Below are 18,001 nucleotides of genomic sequence, written 5' to 3' on the forward strand. Positions count from 1 at the left end.
CGCGGTGGGGGGGGCGGGGGTGGTTTTTTTCCGGGGCGGGTGCTCCGCCGGGCTTTTTGTGTTTTTGTCTGGGGGGGGTTCCCGATATTGTTTCCCCCCCCCCCCCCCCCCCCGCCGATGTGAATCCGCCTCTCAGGGCGGGCCCGGGTCAGGGGAGTTGGTAGCTCCCGGACGCCGGTCTCGGTCCAGCGCGGCAGCCAGCCGCGCTCGTAATCTCAGGCGATACACAAAGGGACCCTCACGGACTCGAAAACGGGGAGAACGGGCTGCCCGAGCCGCATACGAGACGCAAAAGCACTGGTCAGCACAGGTCAACAGGGGCGGAGCGGGGCTCCTTCCCGGTGACGAGGCGAGACAGTAGACCGGAAGTCCGGCCGCACCAAACGACCCCCACACCCGCCCCCTGGAAGACGACACAGCTCGTTAGGCGCGGCCGGAAATCGCGGCTAACCTCCGGCGCACCCCGCTCGACGCGACCGCCGTTGAGCGCCGTCCGGAGAGCGGGCCCAGTCCCGCCGTGCCCTGAAAGAGACCCGCGCATGAGTTACACGCTGCACCGAGGCGATGCCCTCACCGTGCTGAAGAACCTGCCCGACGAGAGCGTCAACGCCGTCATCACCGACCCGCCCTACAACTCCGGCGGGCGCACCAGCTCGGACCGCACCGGCCGTACCGCACGCGCCAAGTACGTCACCAGCAACAGCGCGCACGACTTGGAGAACTTCCCCGGAGAAAACCGCGATCAGCGCAGCTACCGAAGCTGGTTGACCGCCCTGCTCACCGAGGCGTACCGGGCGTCCACCGAGCACGCGGTCGCCGTCGTCTTCTCGGACTGGCGCCAAGAGCCGACCACCTCCGACGCCCTGCAGATGGCGGGCTGGACCTGGAGCGGCACCATCCCATGGATCAAGCCCGCCAGCCGGCCCCGCAAGGGCGGCTTCAAGCAGTCGGCAGAGTTCATCACCTGGGGCGTCAAGGGCACCCTCGACAGGGACCGCGACCTCTACCTCCCCGGCGACTTCACCGCCTCCCAGCCCCGCAAGGACCGAGTCCACATCACCCAGAAGCCCGTCCAGGTCATGCAGCAGCTCGTCCAGATCTGCCCCGAAGGCGGCACCGTCCTCGACCCCTTCACCGGAAGCGGCTCCACAGGCGTTGCCGCCCTACGCGAAGGCCGCAACTTCCTGGGCATCGAACTCTCGCCGCACTACGCCGACATCGCCGAGCGAAGGCTCCAGGAGGAACTGAACCAGGACGACTTCGTCCTGGCCGGACCGGAGGAATGATCATGAGAGCCGAGAGTCTGGGGACAGTGGACTGCAGACGTCAAAGGGCGGCTGATGCACCGAGTAGCCGGTGCTTCAGCCGCCCTTTCGCTTACGTCAGGCCGCTTCGAACGCTCGCCGAATCAACGGTGCTGCCTTCTCCAGGTCAGCCGCTGAGACGAGGCGTACCTCCAGGTCGCCGGTCCCGAGATGCCCGATGCCGCACATGTCTCGGGTGAAGCCCTCCTCCAGCGTGACCGTGCCCCGGATCGAGTCTGAGGTAGACCAGGATCGCCTCGTGCTTCAGGCGGAAGATCACCGATGCCACGTTCACCAGTCGCCGATAGGCGATGTAGTGCTGAAGGGGCGCCACCTCGACCTCGCCCCACGCGGTGAGAGCACCGTCCAGCTCCGCGTACAGGTCTCGCAGGCAGTTTGGGACGCGGTGTGGACCCGCGGACGCGGAAACTACCGATGCCGCCGGGACGCTGTCGGCCGTTGCGCCCCGCTCCCTGCGTTGTCGAGACGAAGCAGCGCTCCACGAACCGGGCGAGGTTTCCACGAGCAGCAGACTCAGCAGGTCCCCCTCGAAGACGCGATAGCGCACCAAACCGATCCGCTCGGGCAGCCGCTGCACTGCCACGCGGTCGTGATGGGAGAAGCCGGCCGCGATGCAGACCACCCGCGGACGACGCCAGTCGATGGACTTGGCGGCCTCCGGGCCCAACACCTTCCGGACGAGCGCCTCGACCTCGTGGTGCGCTGTCTCCAACCAGGACAAGTAGGAGACGGCCTGCGACAGTACGCCGCTGTCGACGCCCTTCTTGTACTCGATCACCACGGGACTGCCGTTCTCGTCCAGTCCAAGGGTGTCGATCCGGCCGCGGTGCCACGGCCCGGTCGGGTACTCCGAAGCCAGGAACCGAATGCCGAGCATCGCCTTCATATTGTCCTCGACCAGCGTCTGCAACTGGCGCTCCAGTGCCACGGGCGATCCCGGAATCTCCGTGGCCTTCCCGCTGCGTATCCGGAACACCTTCATGTTGCTCATACGCTACCCCCGAGTCCACTTCGGTCACTGCGAACGAACAATCGAGCTCAGAAGGCATTTATTCCGGCAGGGCCTCGCTTCCTTCTCACCGAACCGTGAGCACATCTTGCCAAGGCTGAAACAGTGCGCTCGGCTATAAAGAATCTTGCATACGGCACATGTGTCGACGATGCCTGCCATCCTCGATGGGTGATCGAACGCGTACGGGGTCAACTAGCACGCCGGCAAAGGAAGAATGCAGACAATGCGATACGCGAGCTGCGCGAAGCATCCACAGTGCTTGGCCTTGGTCCGGTGTCAGGACGGGTGCGCGTAGCGCTCCGGGTGCGCTATCAAACAGCACTCGCAACGTGGGTCGTTCTGATACCCATCGTTGTGGCCGAGTGGTGGTTCGTCGGGCAGCTCATGCAAGGGGGGTTGCGTGCCCACGCGCCGTCATGGCTGCTGAGTGCTCTTGCTGAACGTAACGCAATCTGGACAACTCGTGCAGCGTGGCTGCAGTTCGCGAACGGCTGGATCTTCATCGTCGTGCTCGGGTTGGTTGCGCGAGCCACTATGCACGCAATCGCTTACACATTCGATTTGCGGGCTTGGACTTTTCTGCGCGTAGCGGAATGGGCTGCTGTCGTCCGCAAGTGCGCAGACATAGCCCGGTCAGGCCGTGACCGGGACAATCACTTACGCGACCTATCCCTGCGCATTCCGGTCATGCGGGTGCGTGGCGCATGGCGGGCACGTAACACCATCGCGTCGTCCTGGCGGCGCCGGAAGGCGAAGGAGCATGCCGAACGAGTGGTGATGGCGCTACGGACAGCCGAAGCTGCGCTTGACGTGGAGCCGGAGGAGGCTGCGCGCAACCTCGCCCGAATGATGTTGACGATCAGCGAGCGGTATGCAGAGGGGAAGGTCGGCGCCCTGCTGGACCCAGGTGACCTTCCAGACCCGCAGCCACGGAATGAGGCGTTACGGCTGTCATTCGCTGTTGGTCTTATTGCAGGGCTCGCCCTGGTTGCTAAGGCGATGAACTTGCCCAACCAGATTGCTGTCGCCAGTACAGTGATTGCGGCAGCGCTGGTGTATCGCAGGGCAGCCATGGCTGGCCTCGGCGTCCTTGTATTCCTCTACCCGCTACTGTTCCCAGGGAAATGAGCCGCCACCGAAGTGAAGGGGGTTTAATGCTCTCTTCGCTGTTGACCAGAAGGTGGCCCTCCAGGCTGTCATCATCTGAGTGGGGCACGGTGGGTGGGCCGGAACGGCACGGCCCAGCCCTCCGCAGTCCGGCTTCCGTCGCGTGGCACAGCGCCTTGCGCCGCCTGAGCAAGGCGCCAGAACGGTCAGGCGTCAGGCGTCAACTTCACCGACCCAGCCGAACTCCAGAAGTTCCTTCGGCAGGTATTCGGACTCGACCTCGATAGGGATGCCTGCGTCGCGGGCCATGCAGGCGATGGCGAGCGGGCCGAGGGCAACCATTCCGTCAACGTTCGTGGAGCGAGCCTCGTCTGCGGTCCAGTATTCCTTGTGCCATTTCAGGGCATCGGCCAGCGCCACGCTGAACTGTGCATCGTCCCGTCGCAGATAGCGGTGAAAGAGCTCGATCGGCGGATAGAGAATCTTCAGCATAAGCTCTTTGTCGGCAATGCGAGTCGCCTCGGGAGCAGTGCCGTTTACTGCAGCAATCAGCCGCTCCCACACGTCGTCGCGGCCAAGCCAGAAGCCTTGCAGGGTCTCCACCCAGTCGTAGATGTATTCATCGAACTCTGCCCCGGATTCGCGGAGGAAAGCCGTAGGTACCCGTGCGAGTTGGTCCACGCGCTGATTGTCCCGGCAGATCGCTGCCAAATAGAAGGATGTGAGCCAGGCGCCTGCGTGCAGGTACGGTTGAGGCCCGGTCGCAGGGAGGTTCTTGACTCCGCCGTCGACCCCGATTCGGCACGGCACAGGGCTATCGGCTGCCATGGCCGAGGCGAACAGTGCCGAGCCAATCTGCATGGCTGTGACCCATGCTTCCCACGTCGGAAACATGTCTCCTGTGGGATCGATTGCACAGTGTGATTCGGCTACGGTCAACGCGCCGCTAAGAGCGCGAGAACGGGACATTTCTGATTTTTCGAGCCGATCGAGTATCCGATTCAAGCTTTCGGCTCGCGCCGCCATGCTCTCTGTGGCATACCCCGTTGGGAAATCGTGACGGGGAACGTTCGTGACCACTGAAACTCTCCTTTTACTAGAACCTCAAGTGTTCCATCACGGCCCCAGCGTAGGTGCCTGTGTTCTCGTTCGCTTTCACTAGGACGTACTGTAGCTTCCCCTCTTCTAGTGCGGTGTAGAGGGCATCGGCAATCCTGATGTCTTCCGGGCCCCTCTTCCACATCTCCGAGAGGATCGTTTCGACGTACAACCTGGTGCCCTGCTTGACTCTCATGCCTTGGGGTGCCGTCACCCCTCTTTCCTCGTCGCCGCCGCCCTGCCGCCAGTCGAGGTCGCCGCGGGGTGCTTTCGCCTCGACGATGAGGTATTCGCCCGTCCCTCGGCCGAGCTCGTACACCTGGTCGAACATGTTGGCGCCGTTAGGAGTCTTTGGGAGCGGGACGTCCACGGCATTCGAGAACTCGATTGGCACGACATGTAGCGCGGCGGCGTCCTCGCCCAGCTTCTCCGGGATCTTACTGTTGTTGGGCACATTGCCGAGTTGCTCACGGTAGGCGGTCTGCGCATCCGTGAGTGCCTGCCTGGTCGCATTAGAAGGACTGTCTGCGTATGCCTTCTCTGCGTTGGTCAGATCCCGGGCTATGTGGCGGTCCTTCGCCGATTTGTTCAGTTCCATCAGATGCGCAGGGTCGGCCGACTGCGGTCCGTGCGGCGTCCGCCCGAACCTTACCTCGGAGGGGCCGTTTGGTAGATCGAACTTGGCGACCTTTTTCCCGTTCGGGAGCTCCTTCAGAATGGGCAGTTCGACACCATCCACCTTTACGGATTTTCTCAGCCGGTGGCCCCGGCGGTCGTAGTACTTCTCGTACCATGCCGGGTCTTCGTTGGCCTTCCGGACGTGCTCATCCTGGATGGCCTTGCGCTCTTCGGCAGTCAGCTCGCGTACGTCACCGTTGTTGTTGGCCCGATGTCCCGGCGCGGTCGTGCCGTCTGCGGCGTGGGTGGCGTCGTCCAAACCGCCTGTAGGTGGCATTTCGGGATGGGCGCCGCCGTGGGATGAGAGGGGCGTGTCCCCCGAACCGCCGCCCGGGACGTGGCCCGATCCTGAGCTCGGGGCGTGATTGGTATGTCCGCCGGTGGGCGTCGTGTCCGTGACCCGACTGCCATCACCGGGCCGGTTGTAGTTCAGGTTATTGGTGGGCATGTTGTTGCCCGCGTTGCCGCCCGGAGTGCCGTGGTCGCCAGCCTGGCCCCTGGGAGTGTTGTCACCCGGGTCAACGTCGCGGTGGCCCACGTTGTCGCCGACGTGGCCCGTGTCGGATATGTCCGAGCCGACGCGGATGGCGTCGTCTCCCCGTCCGCCGACGCCGGCCGGGACCCGTTGTTCCTGGTGGGCTGGCGTGTCGATCCGTGGGCTGTCCGCGCCCGAGGCAGGCGCGCCCTCGGGTGCGTGCTCGGCGTGTTGGAGGAGGCTGCCGTCCTTGCTGTAGAGGTTGCCGGTGGCGTCCGTGTAGTTGCCGGTGAAGGGGTCCTTCACCGTGTGTGGCGGGAGAGTGACCGTGCCTTCGGGCAGCTTGATTCTGCCGTTCGGGAGTTTGGTTGCGTCTTCCGGGACGGCGGCTTCCTTGGGGAGTTGGATCGTGCCGTCGGACATTGTGACGGCGCCTTCGGGCAGGGCGAAGGCGCCTTCGGAGATCTGTGGGATCTTGAAGTGGCCGGCGTCCTTGAGGTGGGCCATGACGGCGCTGATCTTCAATACTCCCGCACCTGCGGCCTTGAAGACGTAGGTCATCGGGTCGATGGCCTTGCCCGCCTTGCCGGCGAAGGACACGACCTTGGCCGCGGCGCCGGCCTTGCCCGCGCCCGATGCGGCGGCGCCGGCGCCTTCGGTGAAGACGGCGGTCAGGACGTTGAAGGTGACCGCGCCGGCGGCCCGGGGTGCGTTCGACTCCCATTGGTCCCAGGCGACGAGGGCCTTACCGGTCTCCTTCATTGCGGTACGCGAGTCCCGTAGCCAGGAGGGGAGTTTGTCGCTCGGGATCGCCAGAAAGGCGGGGCCCAGGAGCGGCATGGTGGTGATCGTGATGCCGGTGGAGAGCTTGGCCAGACCGGTCCACGCCTGGCCGGCGGCGTCCCAGCCGTCGACGCAGAACAGGGTGCCCAGGCCCCTGATGGTGCCCCATACGCCGTCGACGATGACGCCCTTGCCGAAGTCGTAGGCGTGCCTCCACACCTTCCACCACGGCACCGATTCCTCGACCGCATCGCCCCAGGGCAGGCGCTTGGACTGCTTGAGGGCTTCGGCATCGTAGCCGTAGCCCGTCGTGTGGGAGCCGTCGATCGCGTGCAGCTTCTTGCCGCCGACCAGGCCGACGATCTTGGCGTGGCAGTCGCGTTCTGCTGCCTGGAACGCGGTCCAGACTTCGGCGATCTTGTTGCGGCGGCTCAGGTTTTCGTCGGTCAGGTCGCCGTCCTCGCACCAGTCGTCGTCCCCTGCGACCTTGTGGCGGAAGTCGGCGGCGTCCCGCTTGAGCTGATCGAGCTGTTTGACCAGCGGAGTGATCTCGCGGGCGTAGGTGCCCAGGGCCTTGGCGATGACGCGTACGTCCGTGCTGACGTCGTGTGCCTTGTCCGCCACGGGCTTGGTGACGGCGAACAGCTGCTCCGCCTCGGGCGCCTTGTAGAAGGCGGACAGCCCGCCGAAGGACTTGTGCACGTCCGAGCCGGCGGTGGCGATCTTGGGGCCGCTGTGGGACAGCGACTTCACCTTGGATTCGAGAAGGTCCAGATCGCCGGTGAAGACCGGTACTTCGGCCGGGTCGACCGGAGCGTTACTCACTTCTTCCCCCCGAAGCCCTTCAGCGCATCCACCCGCACAGCTCGGGCGGCGTTCTGGGCGTTCCTGGCCGCTTCCAGGTCGCCCTCGACGTACTCGTTGGTGGCTTTCGCCGCGCCCAGGACGGCGGCCTGGCAGCGGTCGGCCATCGCCTTGAAGTCCGACTGGCGTTCTTTTGCGTACTCGGCCAAGGCCGCGGCGACCGGACCCGTCGCACCGTGCGGCACGAGGCCGGGCGCCACCGGCCCTACCGGCTTGTACCCCGCCGCCACCGGCTTCCCGCTCGGCAGCACCTGCGCCTGGGAGCCCGGCACGGCCGTACCCGCCGCCTGCGCCGCCTCCTGCATGTCCGCGAGCAGCTTACGGAGGACGTTCCCCAGGTCCTCGGCATGCGTGCCGACCACCTTCAACTGGCCCTGCACACCCTGCGGCTGAATGTCCCACGACGCCATGAACGCCCCCGCCTCCTGCATACCTCTCTGCCGCACCGCAGCCACCATCCGCAGCGGTGCGCCCCCTCACAGCTGACAACTCGCCGACGCACCGTGAAAGCTGTTTCTGCTGCCGGTGTGCCGGGCTGGTTCAGCCGATGTTGTCGACCGCGGCCTTCGCGCGTTGGAGCGTGTGGTGCGCGGTCGCGTCGTTCTTCTCCAGCGTCGTCTTGAGCAGATGGACGATGCTCTTGACCTCCTGCGAGGCGCGGTTCCAGCGCAGTTCCTTGCCGTGGTACTCGTCGGCGACGCCGTCGGCCGTGAAGTCCGCCATGGCCTGCTTCACCTGCGCGTCACGTGCTGCGATCACCTGCTCCAGGCGTGCGATCACGGCCTGAATGTTGCCCTGCGCCTCCGACGATGCGCCCGAGTCGTACGAGCGGCGGTCCTTGCCGGCAGTCATCACAATCCTCCCCGTTGAGATCTGAGTACGCGTCCTGATCGGGCTGTCAGCGGCCCGAGAAGCGGGCCGCGTCGAAGTTGGCGGCCGACATCTGCGTCCGGGCGTTGTCGGCCTGCTCCTGGACGCCGGAGCTGAATGCCGTCTCCATGCCCGACTGCCCGCCCACGATCCCGGCCAGCGCACTGTTCAGCTCCGCGGTGATCTCGTCCGCGTGCGCCTTGAACGCGTCGAAGGCCGCCTTGCCGGAGCCGTTGAACTTGCCCTCCAGCGGCTGGGCCGCCTGGACGAGCTGACGGATCAGCGTCCCCAGTTCCGTGCTCGACCCCTGCGAGCGTGACTTCAGAGTCGAGAGCGTCTGCGCTCCCATGTCGAACTTCATCCGGCTCCCCCTGCTGAACTTGACGATCGTTTGTGCGATTATGCCTATCAAGCGCGGATCGCTGGTGCAATCTGCTCTCCCGATGCTACGACCGGGGTGTGACAACGGCTCAGGACCGGTGCCCGACTGCCCGCCGCCGCAGAGTGCCCGGCGGGGAGGCCGAAGCGTCGGCCCACCCGTTCCAGGCCTGCTCACTCGCCTTTCAGATGCCGCATCAGGCGCTCGAAGTCCTGCCAGCCTGACAAATCCGACGGGTCTCCCGGCAGCGGGTAGTACATCGCGGGGTGCGTCTTCGGGCCGAGGGGGACGGGCGGTTCGGACAGCGGGGTGTGTCGCGCGCGGTCGTCGGGCATCTGGCGGATCTCGTCCGCGCCGAGGACGAACGCGAGGGGGACCCCCGGGCCCTCGAAGCGGGGCGGCACCGCCAGGTCGCGGCGGGCCTTGCGGAGCTGGACGAGCATCGACTGGAGGCGGTGGCGGGTGGCCAGCAGCTCCGCCGCCCGGGGCAAGGCGTCCACCGGGGGCTCTTCGTCGGGGCCGTAGCCGAACATCAGCGTGACGTCTTCCTCCACGCCCGCCGTCGTCCGGCTGATACGCACCGTGGCGAGAGCCGGCCGGTCCGGGCTGCCGACCACCACGCACCACGTCGGCTCGGGTGCCCTCTCGCGGGCGAGGTCGGTGATCTGGCGCGGTGACCAGGGGAGGTTGGCTGGTTCCGCGGTGCCCCACCCGGCCGGGGGCGCGCCGGTCAGTTCGCGCCATATCGACTCCAGGGCGCCGCCGAGGACCAGGCGGTCGTCCGCCGGGTGGACGGTGCGGAAGGTCACGGCCAGCTGATGTTCGCCGGTGGCCACCACTTCCTGGTAGGAGGCGGCCACGGGGGTGCGCGGGTCGTCGGCGGTCGCGTCGGCCGAGGTCGCAGGGGCGAACATGCCGTCCTGCCAGCGCAGTACGGCTCCGGTCAGTCCGTCGTAGTAGCCGTCGCGTTCGTCGCGCACGACCCAGCGGGAGGGCCAGGCGCTGAAGCTGTCACGTACGGCCGGGGAGAGCGTGGTGCCCGGTGGCGTGACGACCTGAAGGCCGAGCTCTGCGGTGGCGGCGGCGCGGTAGGCGTCGGAGAGCCAGGCGGTCATGGCTACCACCGGGCGGTCCTGGATGACGACGGCGACCTTGTCGGTGAGGACGTCGATGGCAGGTTGCCCTTCAGCGGGTGCCATGCTCACGTTCTCGGTGTTCACCACGGCCAGGGAGCGCGCGGCCTCCGGTGGCCAGGCGGAGCCGTCGGCCAGCGCGGCCAGCCGGGCCGCGAAGGTGCCCGCGAGGCGCTCGGCGTGTTCGACGCCGGTGGTGGCGCGGGCCTCGGTCCACCAGTACGGAACCGGCGGCGGTGTGGCGCCGAGCAGCCGCTCGGCCTCGCCGGCGACCTGGACGAGGAGCGGCGCCTCGATGGAGACGAGCGGCCGGCCCTCGTCGTCGCAGAGCCGCATGACGGCGCCTTCGCCGGTGGTGTCCACGAGCGTGTCAGGGCCTCCGGAAAGCAGGCCGGTGAGCACGGCACCCGGGGTGGGCATGCGTCGGGTGAGCGCGATGACGTCCTTGGTCATGGGGTCGTCCGGTCCTTCGTCGTTCGTGGCAGGGATGCCGATGCCGTGCGTCTCGTGTCCCGCGGGCGTGCGGGGGCGGGTCTCCGGGGTTTCACGCGGGGGAGTGGACGGTCTGGATGAGGCGGTTGGGGTGGCCCCTGCGGAGGAGGATGCCGCGGCCGGGCGGTTGCGGGGAGGCGTATACGCCGGGGAAGAGCTGGCCCTCGCCGCGGTCGCCGGACATGACGAGGGCCGCGGAGCCCGACTCGCGCAGGCCCTGGACGAAGGGTTCGTAGAGGCCGCGGGAGGCGCCGGCTACGCGGCGGGTGAGGACGAAGTGGAGGCCGATGTCCACCGCGGAGGGGATGTAGGGCAGGAAGGGGGCGAGTGGTTCCTGGCCGGCGGTGGTGAGGACGTCGTAGTCGTCGACGAGGACCACGATCCGCGGACCGCCGCCCCAGCTGCCGGGCTCCAGGTCCTGCGGGTGCGTACTGTCGTCGGGCAGCCGCTTGTCCAGCACACCGGCGATGCCGTTGGCGAGGCCCGCGCACAGTCGGGCGTTGTACGCGTAGCCGCCGTTGAACTCCTCGGGGATCGCGCCGCGCAGGGAGCGCCTGGGGTCCATGACGGCGAAGACCAACTCGTCCTCGCTGTACCGCTCGATCAGGCCGGCGGCGATGGCCTTCAGCAGGTTCGTCTTGCCGCACTCGCTGTCGCCGAGGATCAGCAGGTGCTGGTCGTGCTGGAAGAGGTCGAGCAGAACGGGCTGGAGGGCTGTTTGGTCGAGGCCGATCGGTACGCGTCGGGGTTCGGCGGCCGGGCTCGGCAGGAGGTCGGGCTGGAGGAGGTGGGGCAGCATCCGTACCGGTGGGGCGACCTCGCCGCTCCAGGTGGCGCGGATCGTCCGGGCCGTGCGCTCCAGGACGGTGCCGACATCGCCGGTGTCGGTGAGCGAGTCGGTGCGGGGGAGTGCGACCTGTGCGAAGAGTTTGCCGTCGGTGAGGACGCGTCCTGGCTCGTCGGGCGAGAGGGTCTGGGCGAGCTTGTGGTCGATGCTGGACTCGCCGGGGTCGTTCAGGCGTAGCTCGATGCGGGTGCCGAAGTTCGACTGGACGGCGATGCGTGCGTCGTTCCAACGGAGCATGCCGGCCACCACGTGGATGCCGTAGCCGCCGCCGCGTTTGAGGAGGTCGGCGACGTCGTGGTCCAGTTCCTCGAAGTCGTCCCGCAGTGCGCCGAAGCCGTCGATGACGAGCACGATCTCGGCGGAGGCCAGCCGGGGCAGTCGGCCCGCCGCGTGCAGGTCGCGCAGTTGGGAGACGGAGTCGATGCCGTGTTCGCGGAAGAGGTCCTCCCGGGCCGCGAGCATGGCCTGGACTTCTTCGATGGTGCGCGCGGCGCGTTCGCGGTCGGCGCGGCCCGCGATGCCGCCGACGTGGGGGAGGCCAGCCAGGGCCGTCAGGCCGCCGCCGACCAGGTCGAGGCCGTAGACACTGACCTCCTGCGGGGTGTGGGTCAGCGCGAGCGAGAGGACGAGGGTGCGCAGCAGCGTGGTCTTGCCGGACTGCGGGCCGCCGATGACGGCGGCGTGACCGCCCGCCACCGTCAGGTCCAGGTACCACTGCCCCTGCCACTGCTTGGCCGGATCGTCGAGGATACCGAGCGGCACTTCAAGGGGGCCGCGGCGCCGGGAGAGCTGCATACCGCGCGGTCCTGCATCCAGCGGCCCGGCGACGGCGTCCAGAGCGACGGCGTCGGGCAGCGGCGGCAGCCAGATACGGCGGACCGGGCCCGCCGCGTTCTCCAACTGTCCGACCATGACGCCCAGCTCGGTCGGTCCCGTGTCACGGCGCCGCACCGTCGGCTCCCCGGCGTCCGGGGCTTCGTCGCGGGACAAGGAGTTGTACGTGTCGTAGGGGAGGGCGAGAGGCCCGGTCTCCTCATCCGCCTCTTGCTGAACGGGGCCTCGGTAGGCGCCCGAGACGTAACCGGCCTTGAAGCGGTCGTAGTGGCTGGTGTCGACCTTGAGGTAGCCGAAGCCGGGCAGCGGCGGCAGGTGGAAGGCGTCGGCGGTGTCCAGGACCGTACGGGACTCGTCGGCGGAGAAGGTGCGCAGGCCGAGCCGGTAGGAGAGATAGGTGTCCAGGCCCTTCAGCTGGCCGCCCTCGATGCGCTGGCTGGACAGCAGCAGATGCACGCCGATCGAGCGGCCGATGCGGCCTATGGACAGGAACAGGTCGATGAAGTCCGGCTTGGCGGTGAGGAGTTCGCCGAACTCGTCGATGACGACGAAGAGGTGCGGCAGCGGCTCCAGATCGGGCCGTCCGTCGGCGCGCAGCGCGGCGTAGTGGCCGATGTCGGCGATGTTGCCCGCGTCCTTGAGGACCTGCTGGCGGCGCTTGACCTCGCCGGCGAGCGAGGCGTGGACGCGCTCGACCAGACCTGCCTGGTTCTCCAGGTTGGTGATCACGCCCGCGACGTGCGGCAGCTCCGCGAACGGCGCGAAGGTCGCACCGCCCTTGTAGTCGACCAGGACCAGCGCCAGATCCTCCGGCGGATGGGTGGCCACCAGGGCGAGGACGAGGGTGCGCAGCAGCTCGGACTTCCCCGAGCCGGTGGCGCCGACGCACAGACCGTGCGGGCCCATGCCCAGCTCGGAGGACTCCTTCAGGTCCAGCAGCACCGGCTCGTGGGAGTCGTTGACGCCGATGGGCACACGGAGGAAAGCACGTTCGCCGCGCGGCGCCCACAGCTGCGACAGATCGAGGTGCGCCATGTCGTCGATGCCGAGCAGGCCGGCGAAGTCCACGGGCCCGGTCAGCGGGGCGTCGACGCGGGACTCGGCGGACAGGCGCAGCGGCGCCAGCATCCGGGCCAGGCCCTCGGCGAAGGAGATGCCGACCTCGTCCACGGTGCCGTGGGCGAGGACCGGCTCCGGCCCGCGCAGGTCCTCGATGACCACCTGGCCGCCGTCGACGGTGATCCGGACGCTGACCTGTCCCGGCTCCTGGACCCGCTGGGCGAGCAGGTGCAGAACGGTGACGCCCATCTCGCGCAGGCCGACCGCCTCATCGGGGCGCGGCAGCTCGACGGCATCCTCGCCGTGTCCGTCGGCGACGACGAGCAGCCGGGACGTCATGGCCAACGCATCGTTGCCGGACAGACCCCGGCGCACCTCGGCCGCGTAGGAGGCGCGGCGCCGGAGTTCGGGGCCGATCTGCCGGGCGAGCTGCGGCGCGGACGGGGCGATACGGCGAGCGGCTACGGGCCCGTCGAACTGCTCGTCGTCGAGCAGCTGCGGCAGCCACTTCGCCCACTCCCAGTCGGCGAGCCGGTCACCCGGCACGGCCAGCGCCATCGCCACATCGTCGGGGGAGTGCAGGGCCGAGGTCTGGACGAGCAGCGCGCGCACCACGCGCAGACAGTCCTCGCGGGGGCCAATGACGCTGATGTTGCCGACGCGGTCGAGGGGGACGGTGAGGGGGAGTTCGGTGCCGGTGCGGAAGCGGGATATCAGCGCCGACGCCTCGTTGAGCATGAAGCGGTCGGGCGGGGTGAGGACCGACGAGTCCTGCTGGGCGATCTTCACGTCCCGTACCGGCATCTCGCCGGTACCGACGCGCACGGACAGGAAGTCGGGGTCGGCACGGCGGCGTTCCCACAGGCGCGCCGGATCGCGCACGATGTCGTAGAGGGCAGCTGGCGGCGGGTTGAGGACATCGGCGCGCTCGCCCCGCTGCCGCTCCTCGGCGGACAGCTCCTCGCGCAGTTCCTCCAGGTAGGCGAGGTACGCCTCGCGCTGGGTGCGGCGGGTGCGCTGCGCCTTGCCGCGCTGCGAGAAGACGAGCGCGAGGGAGCCGATGACGGTGACGACGAGGATGAGCGCGCCGAGTGCGGCGAACTGGCTGTTGCGGACGACCGTCATCATCACCACGGACGACATGACGCCCGCGATGGGCAGCAGCGACATCGCGATATTGCCCGCCTTCCCCTCCGGGAGGTTCGGCGGGGCCTCGATGATGCGGGCTTCGGGGACGGCCGGGGGCCTGAAGGTCCGGGCCGGGCGGTGGATCAGTCGGGTACTCATCGGCGTCCGTCATTCACGGTTCGTCGTCCGTTGTTCACGGTCGGGCTCGGCATCTGGTCAGTGACGCTGCTGGGAGAGGTGGAAGACGTCCGCGGCGATGCGGGCGGCGGCCTGCCTGGTCGATTGGGCGAGCAAGGCGGTCTGCACCGGCCCGCCCGCCGCCAGGTGCCGGTCGAACGGCAGGACCTGGACGCTCACCCCGGTGGCCTTGAGCCTCGCGGCGGCCTCGTCGAGGTCGATCCGTGAGCGCGGCATCAACTCGGTGAGGACGACGACGGTGCCGGCGATCACATGTGGGGGTAGCCCCTGCAGCCACTGGAGTACCGCGTACGTGCTGGTGATGCCCTCCGGCGTGGCCGGTGCGGTCAGCACACGGCCATGGGCGGCGGCGAGCGCGACCCGGGCCACCTCGGCGGGCAGCGTCTCGCAGTCGATGACCATCACACCGAAGTAGCGCCGCAGCGCCACCACGGCCCGCTCGTACGCCCGGCTGTCCAGCATCGCGCCGATCTGACCCTGGCTCGCCGGCAGCAGCCAGGCGTTGTCGGGCAGCTGGACGAGATAGCCGGTGACGTCGAGCAGCGTCATGTCCGGCGTGACGAGGTCCGCGATCTCGCCGGTGGTCCAGCGCCGCGTCCGGGCACCGAGCCGCAACGGCAGCGTGCCCAGCGCCGGATCGGCCTCCAGTACGAGGACCGGATCCTGCCGGTAATGCGCGAACGTGGTGCCGAGCAGCGCGGAGACGGTCGACTTGCCCGAGCCGCCCCGGATGGACGTCACGGCGATCTGCCGACCGGTCGTCACCGGCTGCTGAAGCACCCCGGCGGTCCGGGTGACATCGGCCACCTCGCGCGCCGCCGACGAGGACACCGTGCGTCGCAGGGCGCGCGCAGCCCGCGCGGCGAAGGACTCGCCGTGCTGAGGCTTGTGTCGTACGGCGTCGGCCAGCACCTCGTCCACCACGGGGCGGGAGCCGGACGCACCGTAGGGCTGGGGACCCGACGGGTATACCGCCGGGGCGTGCTGCTCCTGCTTCCGAAGGTCGGCTTGCTGTGGCCAACTGCCCTGATGGCCTGCCTGCTGCTCCTGACCCGGGTACGGGTGGGCGGCCTGCCGGTGTGCATCAGCTCCATGGACCGCATCCGGGGTCTGGGCGGGTTGTGCAAACGGGCCCGGACCGGAGGGAGGCGCGTGGTACGGCCCTCCACCGGGGCCCTGCGAACCCTCCGGGGCGCCGCCTCTCACCTCGCGCAGCACCTCACCCTGCCAGCCGTCTCCGCTCGGCATGCCTGACTTTCACCCCACCCTGCTGCGCCCGGAGCGCCTGCACATCGACTCAGAACTGGTTGAGCAACTGCCCGTAGACCCCGAACACCCCGAAGGCGAGCGGGAAGAGCGCCACCATGCCCACGGACTCGACCAGATCGGCCACGCGCCGCAGCCGCACCTGCACATGCTCGGGCACCTGCACGGCCAACGCCAGCAGCGGCAACACCGCGGCCGCACCCGGCACGGCGAGCGGCCCGGCACCCCCCGCATGCTCCATCCACACCATCACCAGGCGCACGACGAGGCACGAGGCGGCGACCAGGAGCGCCACGACCTCGGCGACCAGCGGGAAAGCCCGCGCCCTCGACACGAGCACCACGACGACGAGTGACGCCAGCACAGAGGTCCACACGGTCGGCCTCTCGGCCAAGGTGAGCAACCATCCGGCGGAAACCGCCGAAACCGCGGTGATGACCGTCGACAGCGCAAGACCCCGGTGCGTCGCTGCAAGAGCGGTCCCCACCTGGTGCCGGCTGACGGAGACCCCGCCCGAGCGGCGGTCATCGAGCGCGGTGAGCCCCGACGCCATCAGAGCAAGCCGCGGCAGCACGCCCAGCAGCACCAGCGAGAACACCGCCATGACGGCGCCGAGCCGGGCCGGATCGCTCTGGACGGCGGCCACCACCTCCCACGCCACGGCGAGCACAGCCGTCGTCACGGCGCCGACGAGCCCACCCTTGCCGAGCGGCGAGAAGTAGCCGAGACACCCGAGCGTCAGCACCAGCACCCCCGCAACGCCGGCGAGCCGTCCCGCGCCCGACCAGGCGTACGCGTCGGCGGCCATCCACGCGGTAAGGACACCGAGCCCGCCGGACGCGAGCAGGAGCGCGGTCGTCAGGCCCCGGTTTCCCTGCCCGACCCTGGTGACGAGCAGACCGGCCGCCAGGAGTACGAGCGCGAGAGCCGAGCACGGACCGACGAGCGCGTCCAGCGCGAACTCGCGCCGGGCGAGCAGCGCGGCGATCACCGTGAAGGAGACCGTGGCGACCCCCGCGCTGGCCCGACGCGCGGCAGGACGCCAGCGCCAGGTTCGCAGATCCAGATCGTCCGCCACCTGGTCCGTGACGTCATGCACCACCGGGGCGGGTGGCGCAGAGTGCGTCCTGACGAGCCGGAGTACCGCACCGTCGACGATTCCGGCCGATGCCAGTGTGCTGTCGTGCGGCAGAACGGAACCGTCAGACGTAATCAGCTGCCGCGACATCGGCCCCGAAGCGGGGCGGTCGCCCAGCAACTGCAAGATTTCGGGGAGCAATTGCCCAATAGGCGTGTCGGAAAGCAGGACGATGTCGGCTCGGCGACGCTCGCCGACCAGTGTCACTCGGCTCAGTTGTGCCTGGGAAGTCGTTGCTCTGCTCACCACTTACGGGAACCTATCATCGCGGTGTTGACGCGCTCTCGGGCTGAATAAGACATGACTGTCCGGTATGCCTCCGCTACTGCTGCCCGGCGTCGCAAGAAGATCCTGAACCTGGCGGCTTCTAGGGATTCGCCGACTTCGTCGGCTGCTCGTACTGCTGTACCTGGCGCTGCTGCTTCTCCTGCTCGGCCTTCTGATTCGCCAGGGTGTGCTGAAGGAAGGACCAGCCGACGCACCCCGCGCACAGGACGGCTGTGATGGCGATCCCCGCGAATACCTTCCCGAGCCGCTCGTCCGCCGTGCGACGCCCGCGCTGCGCGCCGAACAACACGGCGTCACGCATCCTGCGTCGGCGCACCGCCACTGACTCCAGCAACTGACTGTCGTAATCCCGCGCCATTTCCTCGCCCGTCGCTCCAATCGCCCGCCGCATTGGCCGAGACTGATGAACCCCCGGCCTTTGGCGGCCATACACGCGCCGCCGATCCGGGTTCCCCGCATCATGGTGCACTTTTGCGTCTGCCGCCGCACCACCCAGGCCCCTACCAGCCGTATCCCATGGCCCAGCTGCCCACGCCGGGATCGGTGCGTGCCGTGAGGGCGTTGGCGTATGTCGTCGTAGGGCTCGCCGCGCTCGGAACGGTGAGCGCGCAGATCGGTGACCCAGCGACCTGGTAGACACCGCCACAACGGAGCCGCACCCCGGAGGGCACGGTGAGTACAGCTTCAGCAGGACGTCCAGCTCCATGACCTTGCCACGACGGAGCCGCACTCCGGAGGGCACGGTGCGCCCGCCATCGCCATGACCTGGCCGTCTTCGGGGCTGATGCCACAACGGAGCCGTACCCCGGAGGGCACGGTGAGGCCCGCCAAGGACCACGGCTGTGCCCGACCTGTCACGCCACAACGGAGCCGCACCCCGGAGGGCACGGTGAGGATCAGCGGCAGCAGCATCGGGGCCCGCTCGACCACGCCACAACGGAGCCGTACCCCGGAGGGCACGGTGAGGCCCGCCAAGGACCACGGCTGTGCCCGACCTGTCACGCCACAACGGAGCCGCACCCCGGAG

12 protein-coding genes and 1 pseudogene are annotated in these 18,001 nt (G+C 68.4%); 2 read left to right on the top strand and 11 right to left on the bottom strand.

Features of this window, described 5'->3' with window-relative positions:
- Window positions 1-539: 539 nt before the first annotated feature.
- Window positions 540-1,286: a DNA-methyltransferase gene (locus tag ACFWWQ_RS17030; protein WP_384596810.1), complete on the top strand. Its 747-nt coding sequence runs from the start codon at window positions 540-542 to the stop codon at window positions 1,284-1,286.
- A 96-nt stretch (window positions 1,287-1,382) separates the two neighbouring features.
- On the opposite strand, the pseudogene ACFWWQ_RS17035 reads toward ACFWWQ_RS17030, so the two are convergent.
- A pseudogene (locus tag ACFWWQ_RS17035) lies at window positions 1,383-2,316 on the bottom strand (hypothetical protein).
- A gap of 189 nt (window positions 2,317-2,505) precedes the next feature.
- On the opposite strand from ACFWWQ_RS17035, the gene ACFWWQ_RS17040 reads away from it, so the two are divergent.
- On the top strand, window positions 2,506-3,465 hold the full coding sequence (locus tag ACFWWQ_RS17040; protein WP_384596812.1) for a hypothetical protein: 960 nt from the start codon (window positions 2,506-2,508) through the stop codon (window positions 3,463-3,465).
- Window positions 3,466-3,657: 192 nt separating this feature from the next.
- On the opposite strand, the gene ACFWWQ_RS17045 is transcribed toward ACFWWQ_RS17040, so the two are convergent.
- The 10 genes from ACFWWQ_RS17045 to ACFWWQ_RS17090 form a co-directional block, all read right to left on the bottom strand.
- Entirely contained in the window at window positions 3,658-4,524 is an 867-nt protein-coding gene (locus ACFWWQ_RS17045; protein WP_384596814.1) for an immunity 49 family protein, read from the bottom strand.
- Between the two features lie 16 nt (window positions 4,525-4,540).
- Complete coding sequence (locus ACFWWQ_RS17050) at window positions 4,541-7,303, bottom strand: hypothetical protein (protein WP_384596816.1); 2,763 nt, start codon at window positions 7,301-7,303, stop codon at window positions 4,541-4,543.
- Window positions 7,300-7,752 (bottom strand): DUF6507 family protein, encoded by a 453-nt coding sequence (locus ACFWWQ_RS17055; protein ID WP_384596919.1) that lies wholly within the window; start codon window positions 7,750-7,752, stop codon window positions 7,300-7,302. The genes ACFWWQ_RS17050 and ACFWWQ_RS17055 overlap by 4 nt, the downstream gene beginning before the upstream one ends.
- A 130-nt stretch (window positions 7,753-7,882) precedes the next feature.
- Window positions 7,883-8,194, bottom strand: a complete 312-nt coding sequence (locus tag ACFWWQ_RS17060) for a pore-forming ESAT-6 family protein (protein WP_384596818.1) — start codon at window positions 8,192-8,194, stop codon at window positions 7,883-7,885.
- A gap of 46 nt (window positions 8,195-8,240) precedes the next feature.
- Window positions 8,241-8,573 carry a hypothetical protein gene (locus tag ACFWWQ_RS17065; protein WP_384596820.1) on the bottom strand — a complete coding sequence of 111 codons (333 nt, stop codon included), beginning with the start codon at window positions 8,571-8,573 and terminating at the stop codon, window positions 8,241-8,243.
- Window positions 8,574-8,764: 191 nt separating this feature from the next.
- Window positions 8,765-10,177, bottom strand: coding sequence for a DUF6177 family protein (locus tag ACFWWQ_RS17070; RefSeq protein ID WP_384596822.1), 1,413 nt, complete (start codon window positions 10,175-10,177; stop codon window positions 8,765-8,767).
- Between the two features lie 91 nt (window positions 10,178-10,268).
- On the bottom strand, window positions 10,269-14,243 hold the full coding sequence (gene eccCa, locus ACFWWQ_RS17075) for a type VII secretion protein EccCa (RefSeq protein WP_384596825.1): 3,975 nt from the start codon (window positions 14,241-14,243) through the stop codon (window positions 10,269-10,271).
- 57 nt (window positions 14,244-14,300) lie between these two features.
- A complete protein-coding gene (locus ACFWWQ_RS17080; protein ID WP_384596827.1) occupies window positions 14,301-15,530 on the bottom strand; it encodes a MinD/ParA family protein in 1,230 nt (409 codons plus the stop codon).
- Window positions 15,531-15,579: 49 nt separating this feature from the next.
- Window positions 15,580-16,935 (bottom strand): type VII secretion integral membrane protein EccD, encoded by a 1,356-nt coding sequence (gene eccD / locus ACFWWQ_RS17085; RefSeq protein ID WP_384596829.1) that lies wholly within the window; start codon window positions 16,933-16,935, stop codon window positions 15,580-15,582.
- Between the two features lie 118 nt (window positions 16,936-17,053).
- On the bottom strand, window positions 17,054-17,332 hold the full coding sequence (locus tag ACFWWQ_RS17090) for a hypothetical protein (protein ID WP_384596921.1): 279 nt from the start codon (window positions 17,330-17,332) through the stop codon (window positions 17,054-17,056).
- Window positions 17,333-18,001: the final 669 nt, after the last annotated feature.

Source organism: Streptomyces sp. NPDC059080, assembly GCF_042739975.1.
GTDB lineage: Bacteria > Actinomycetota > Actinomycetes > Streptomycetales > Streptomycetaceae > Streptomyces > Streptomyces benahoarensis.

What these genes read in the sequence shown, in the direction of transcription:
- ACFWWQ_RS17055 (WP_384596919.1), bottom strand. Translation starts at nt 7,752, where the DNA reads ATGGCGTCGTGGGACATTCAGCCGCAGGGTGTGCAGGGCCAGTTGAAG.
- ACFWWQ_RS17060 (WP_384596818.1), bottom strand. Translation starts at nt 8,194, where the DNA reads ATGACTGCCGGCAAGGACCGCCGCTCGTACGACTCGGGCGCATCGTCG.
- ACFWWQ_RS17070 (WP_384596822.1), bottom strand. Translation starts at nt 10,177, where the DNA reads ATGACCAAGGACGTCATCGCGCTCACCCGACGCATGCCCACCCCGGGT.
- ACFWWQ_RS17080 (WP_384596827.1), bottom strand. Translation starts at nt 15,530, where the DNA reads ATGCCGAGCGGAGACGGCTGGCAGGGTGAGGTGCTGCGCGAGGTGAGA.
- ACFWWQ_RS17030 (WP_384596810.1), top strand. Translation starts at nt 540, where the DNA reads ATGAGTTACACGCTGCACCGAGGCGATGCCCTCACCGTGCTGAAGAAC.
- ACFWWQ_RS17065 (WP_384596820.1), bottom strand. Translation starts at nt 8,573, where the DNA reads ATGAAGTTCGACATGGGAGCGCAGACGCTCTCGACTCTGAAGTCACGC.
- ACFWWQ_RS17090 (WP_384596921.1), bottom strand. Translation starts at nt 17,332, where the DNA reads ATGGCGCGGGATTACGACAGTCAGTTGCTGGAGTCAGTGGCGGTGCGC.
- eccCa (WP_384596825.1), bottom strand. Translation starts at nt 14,243, where the DNA reads ATGAGTACCCGACTGATCCACCGCCCGGCCCGGACCTTCAGGCCCCCG.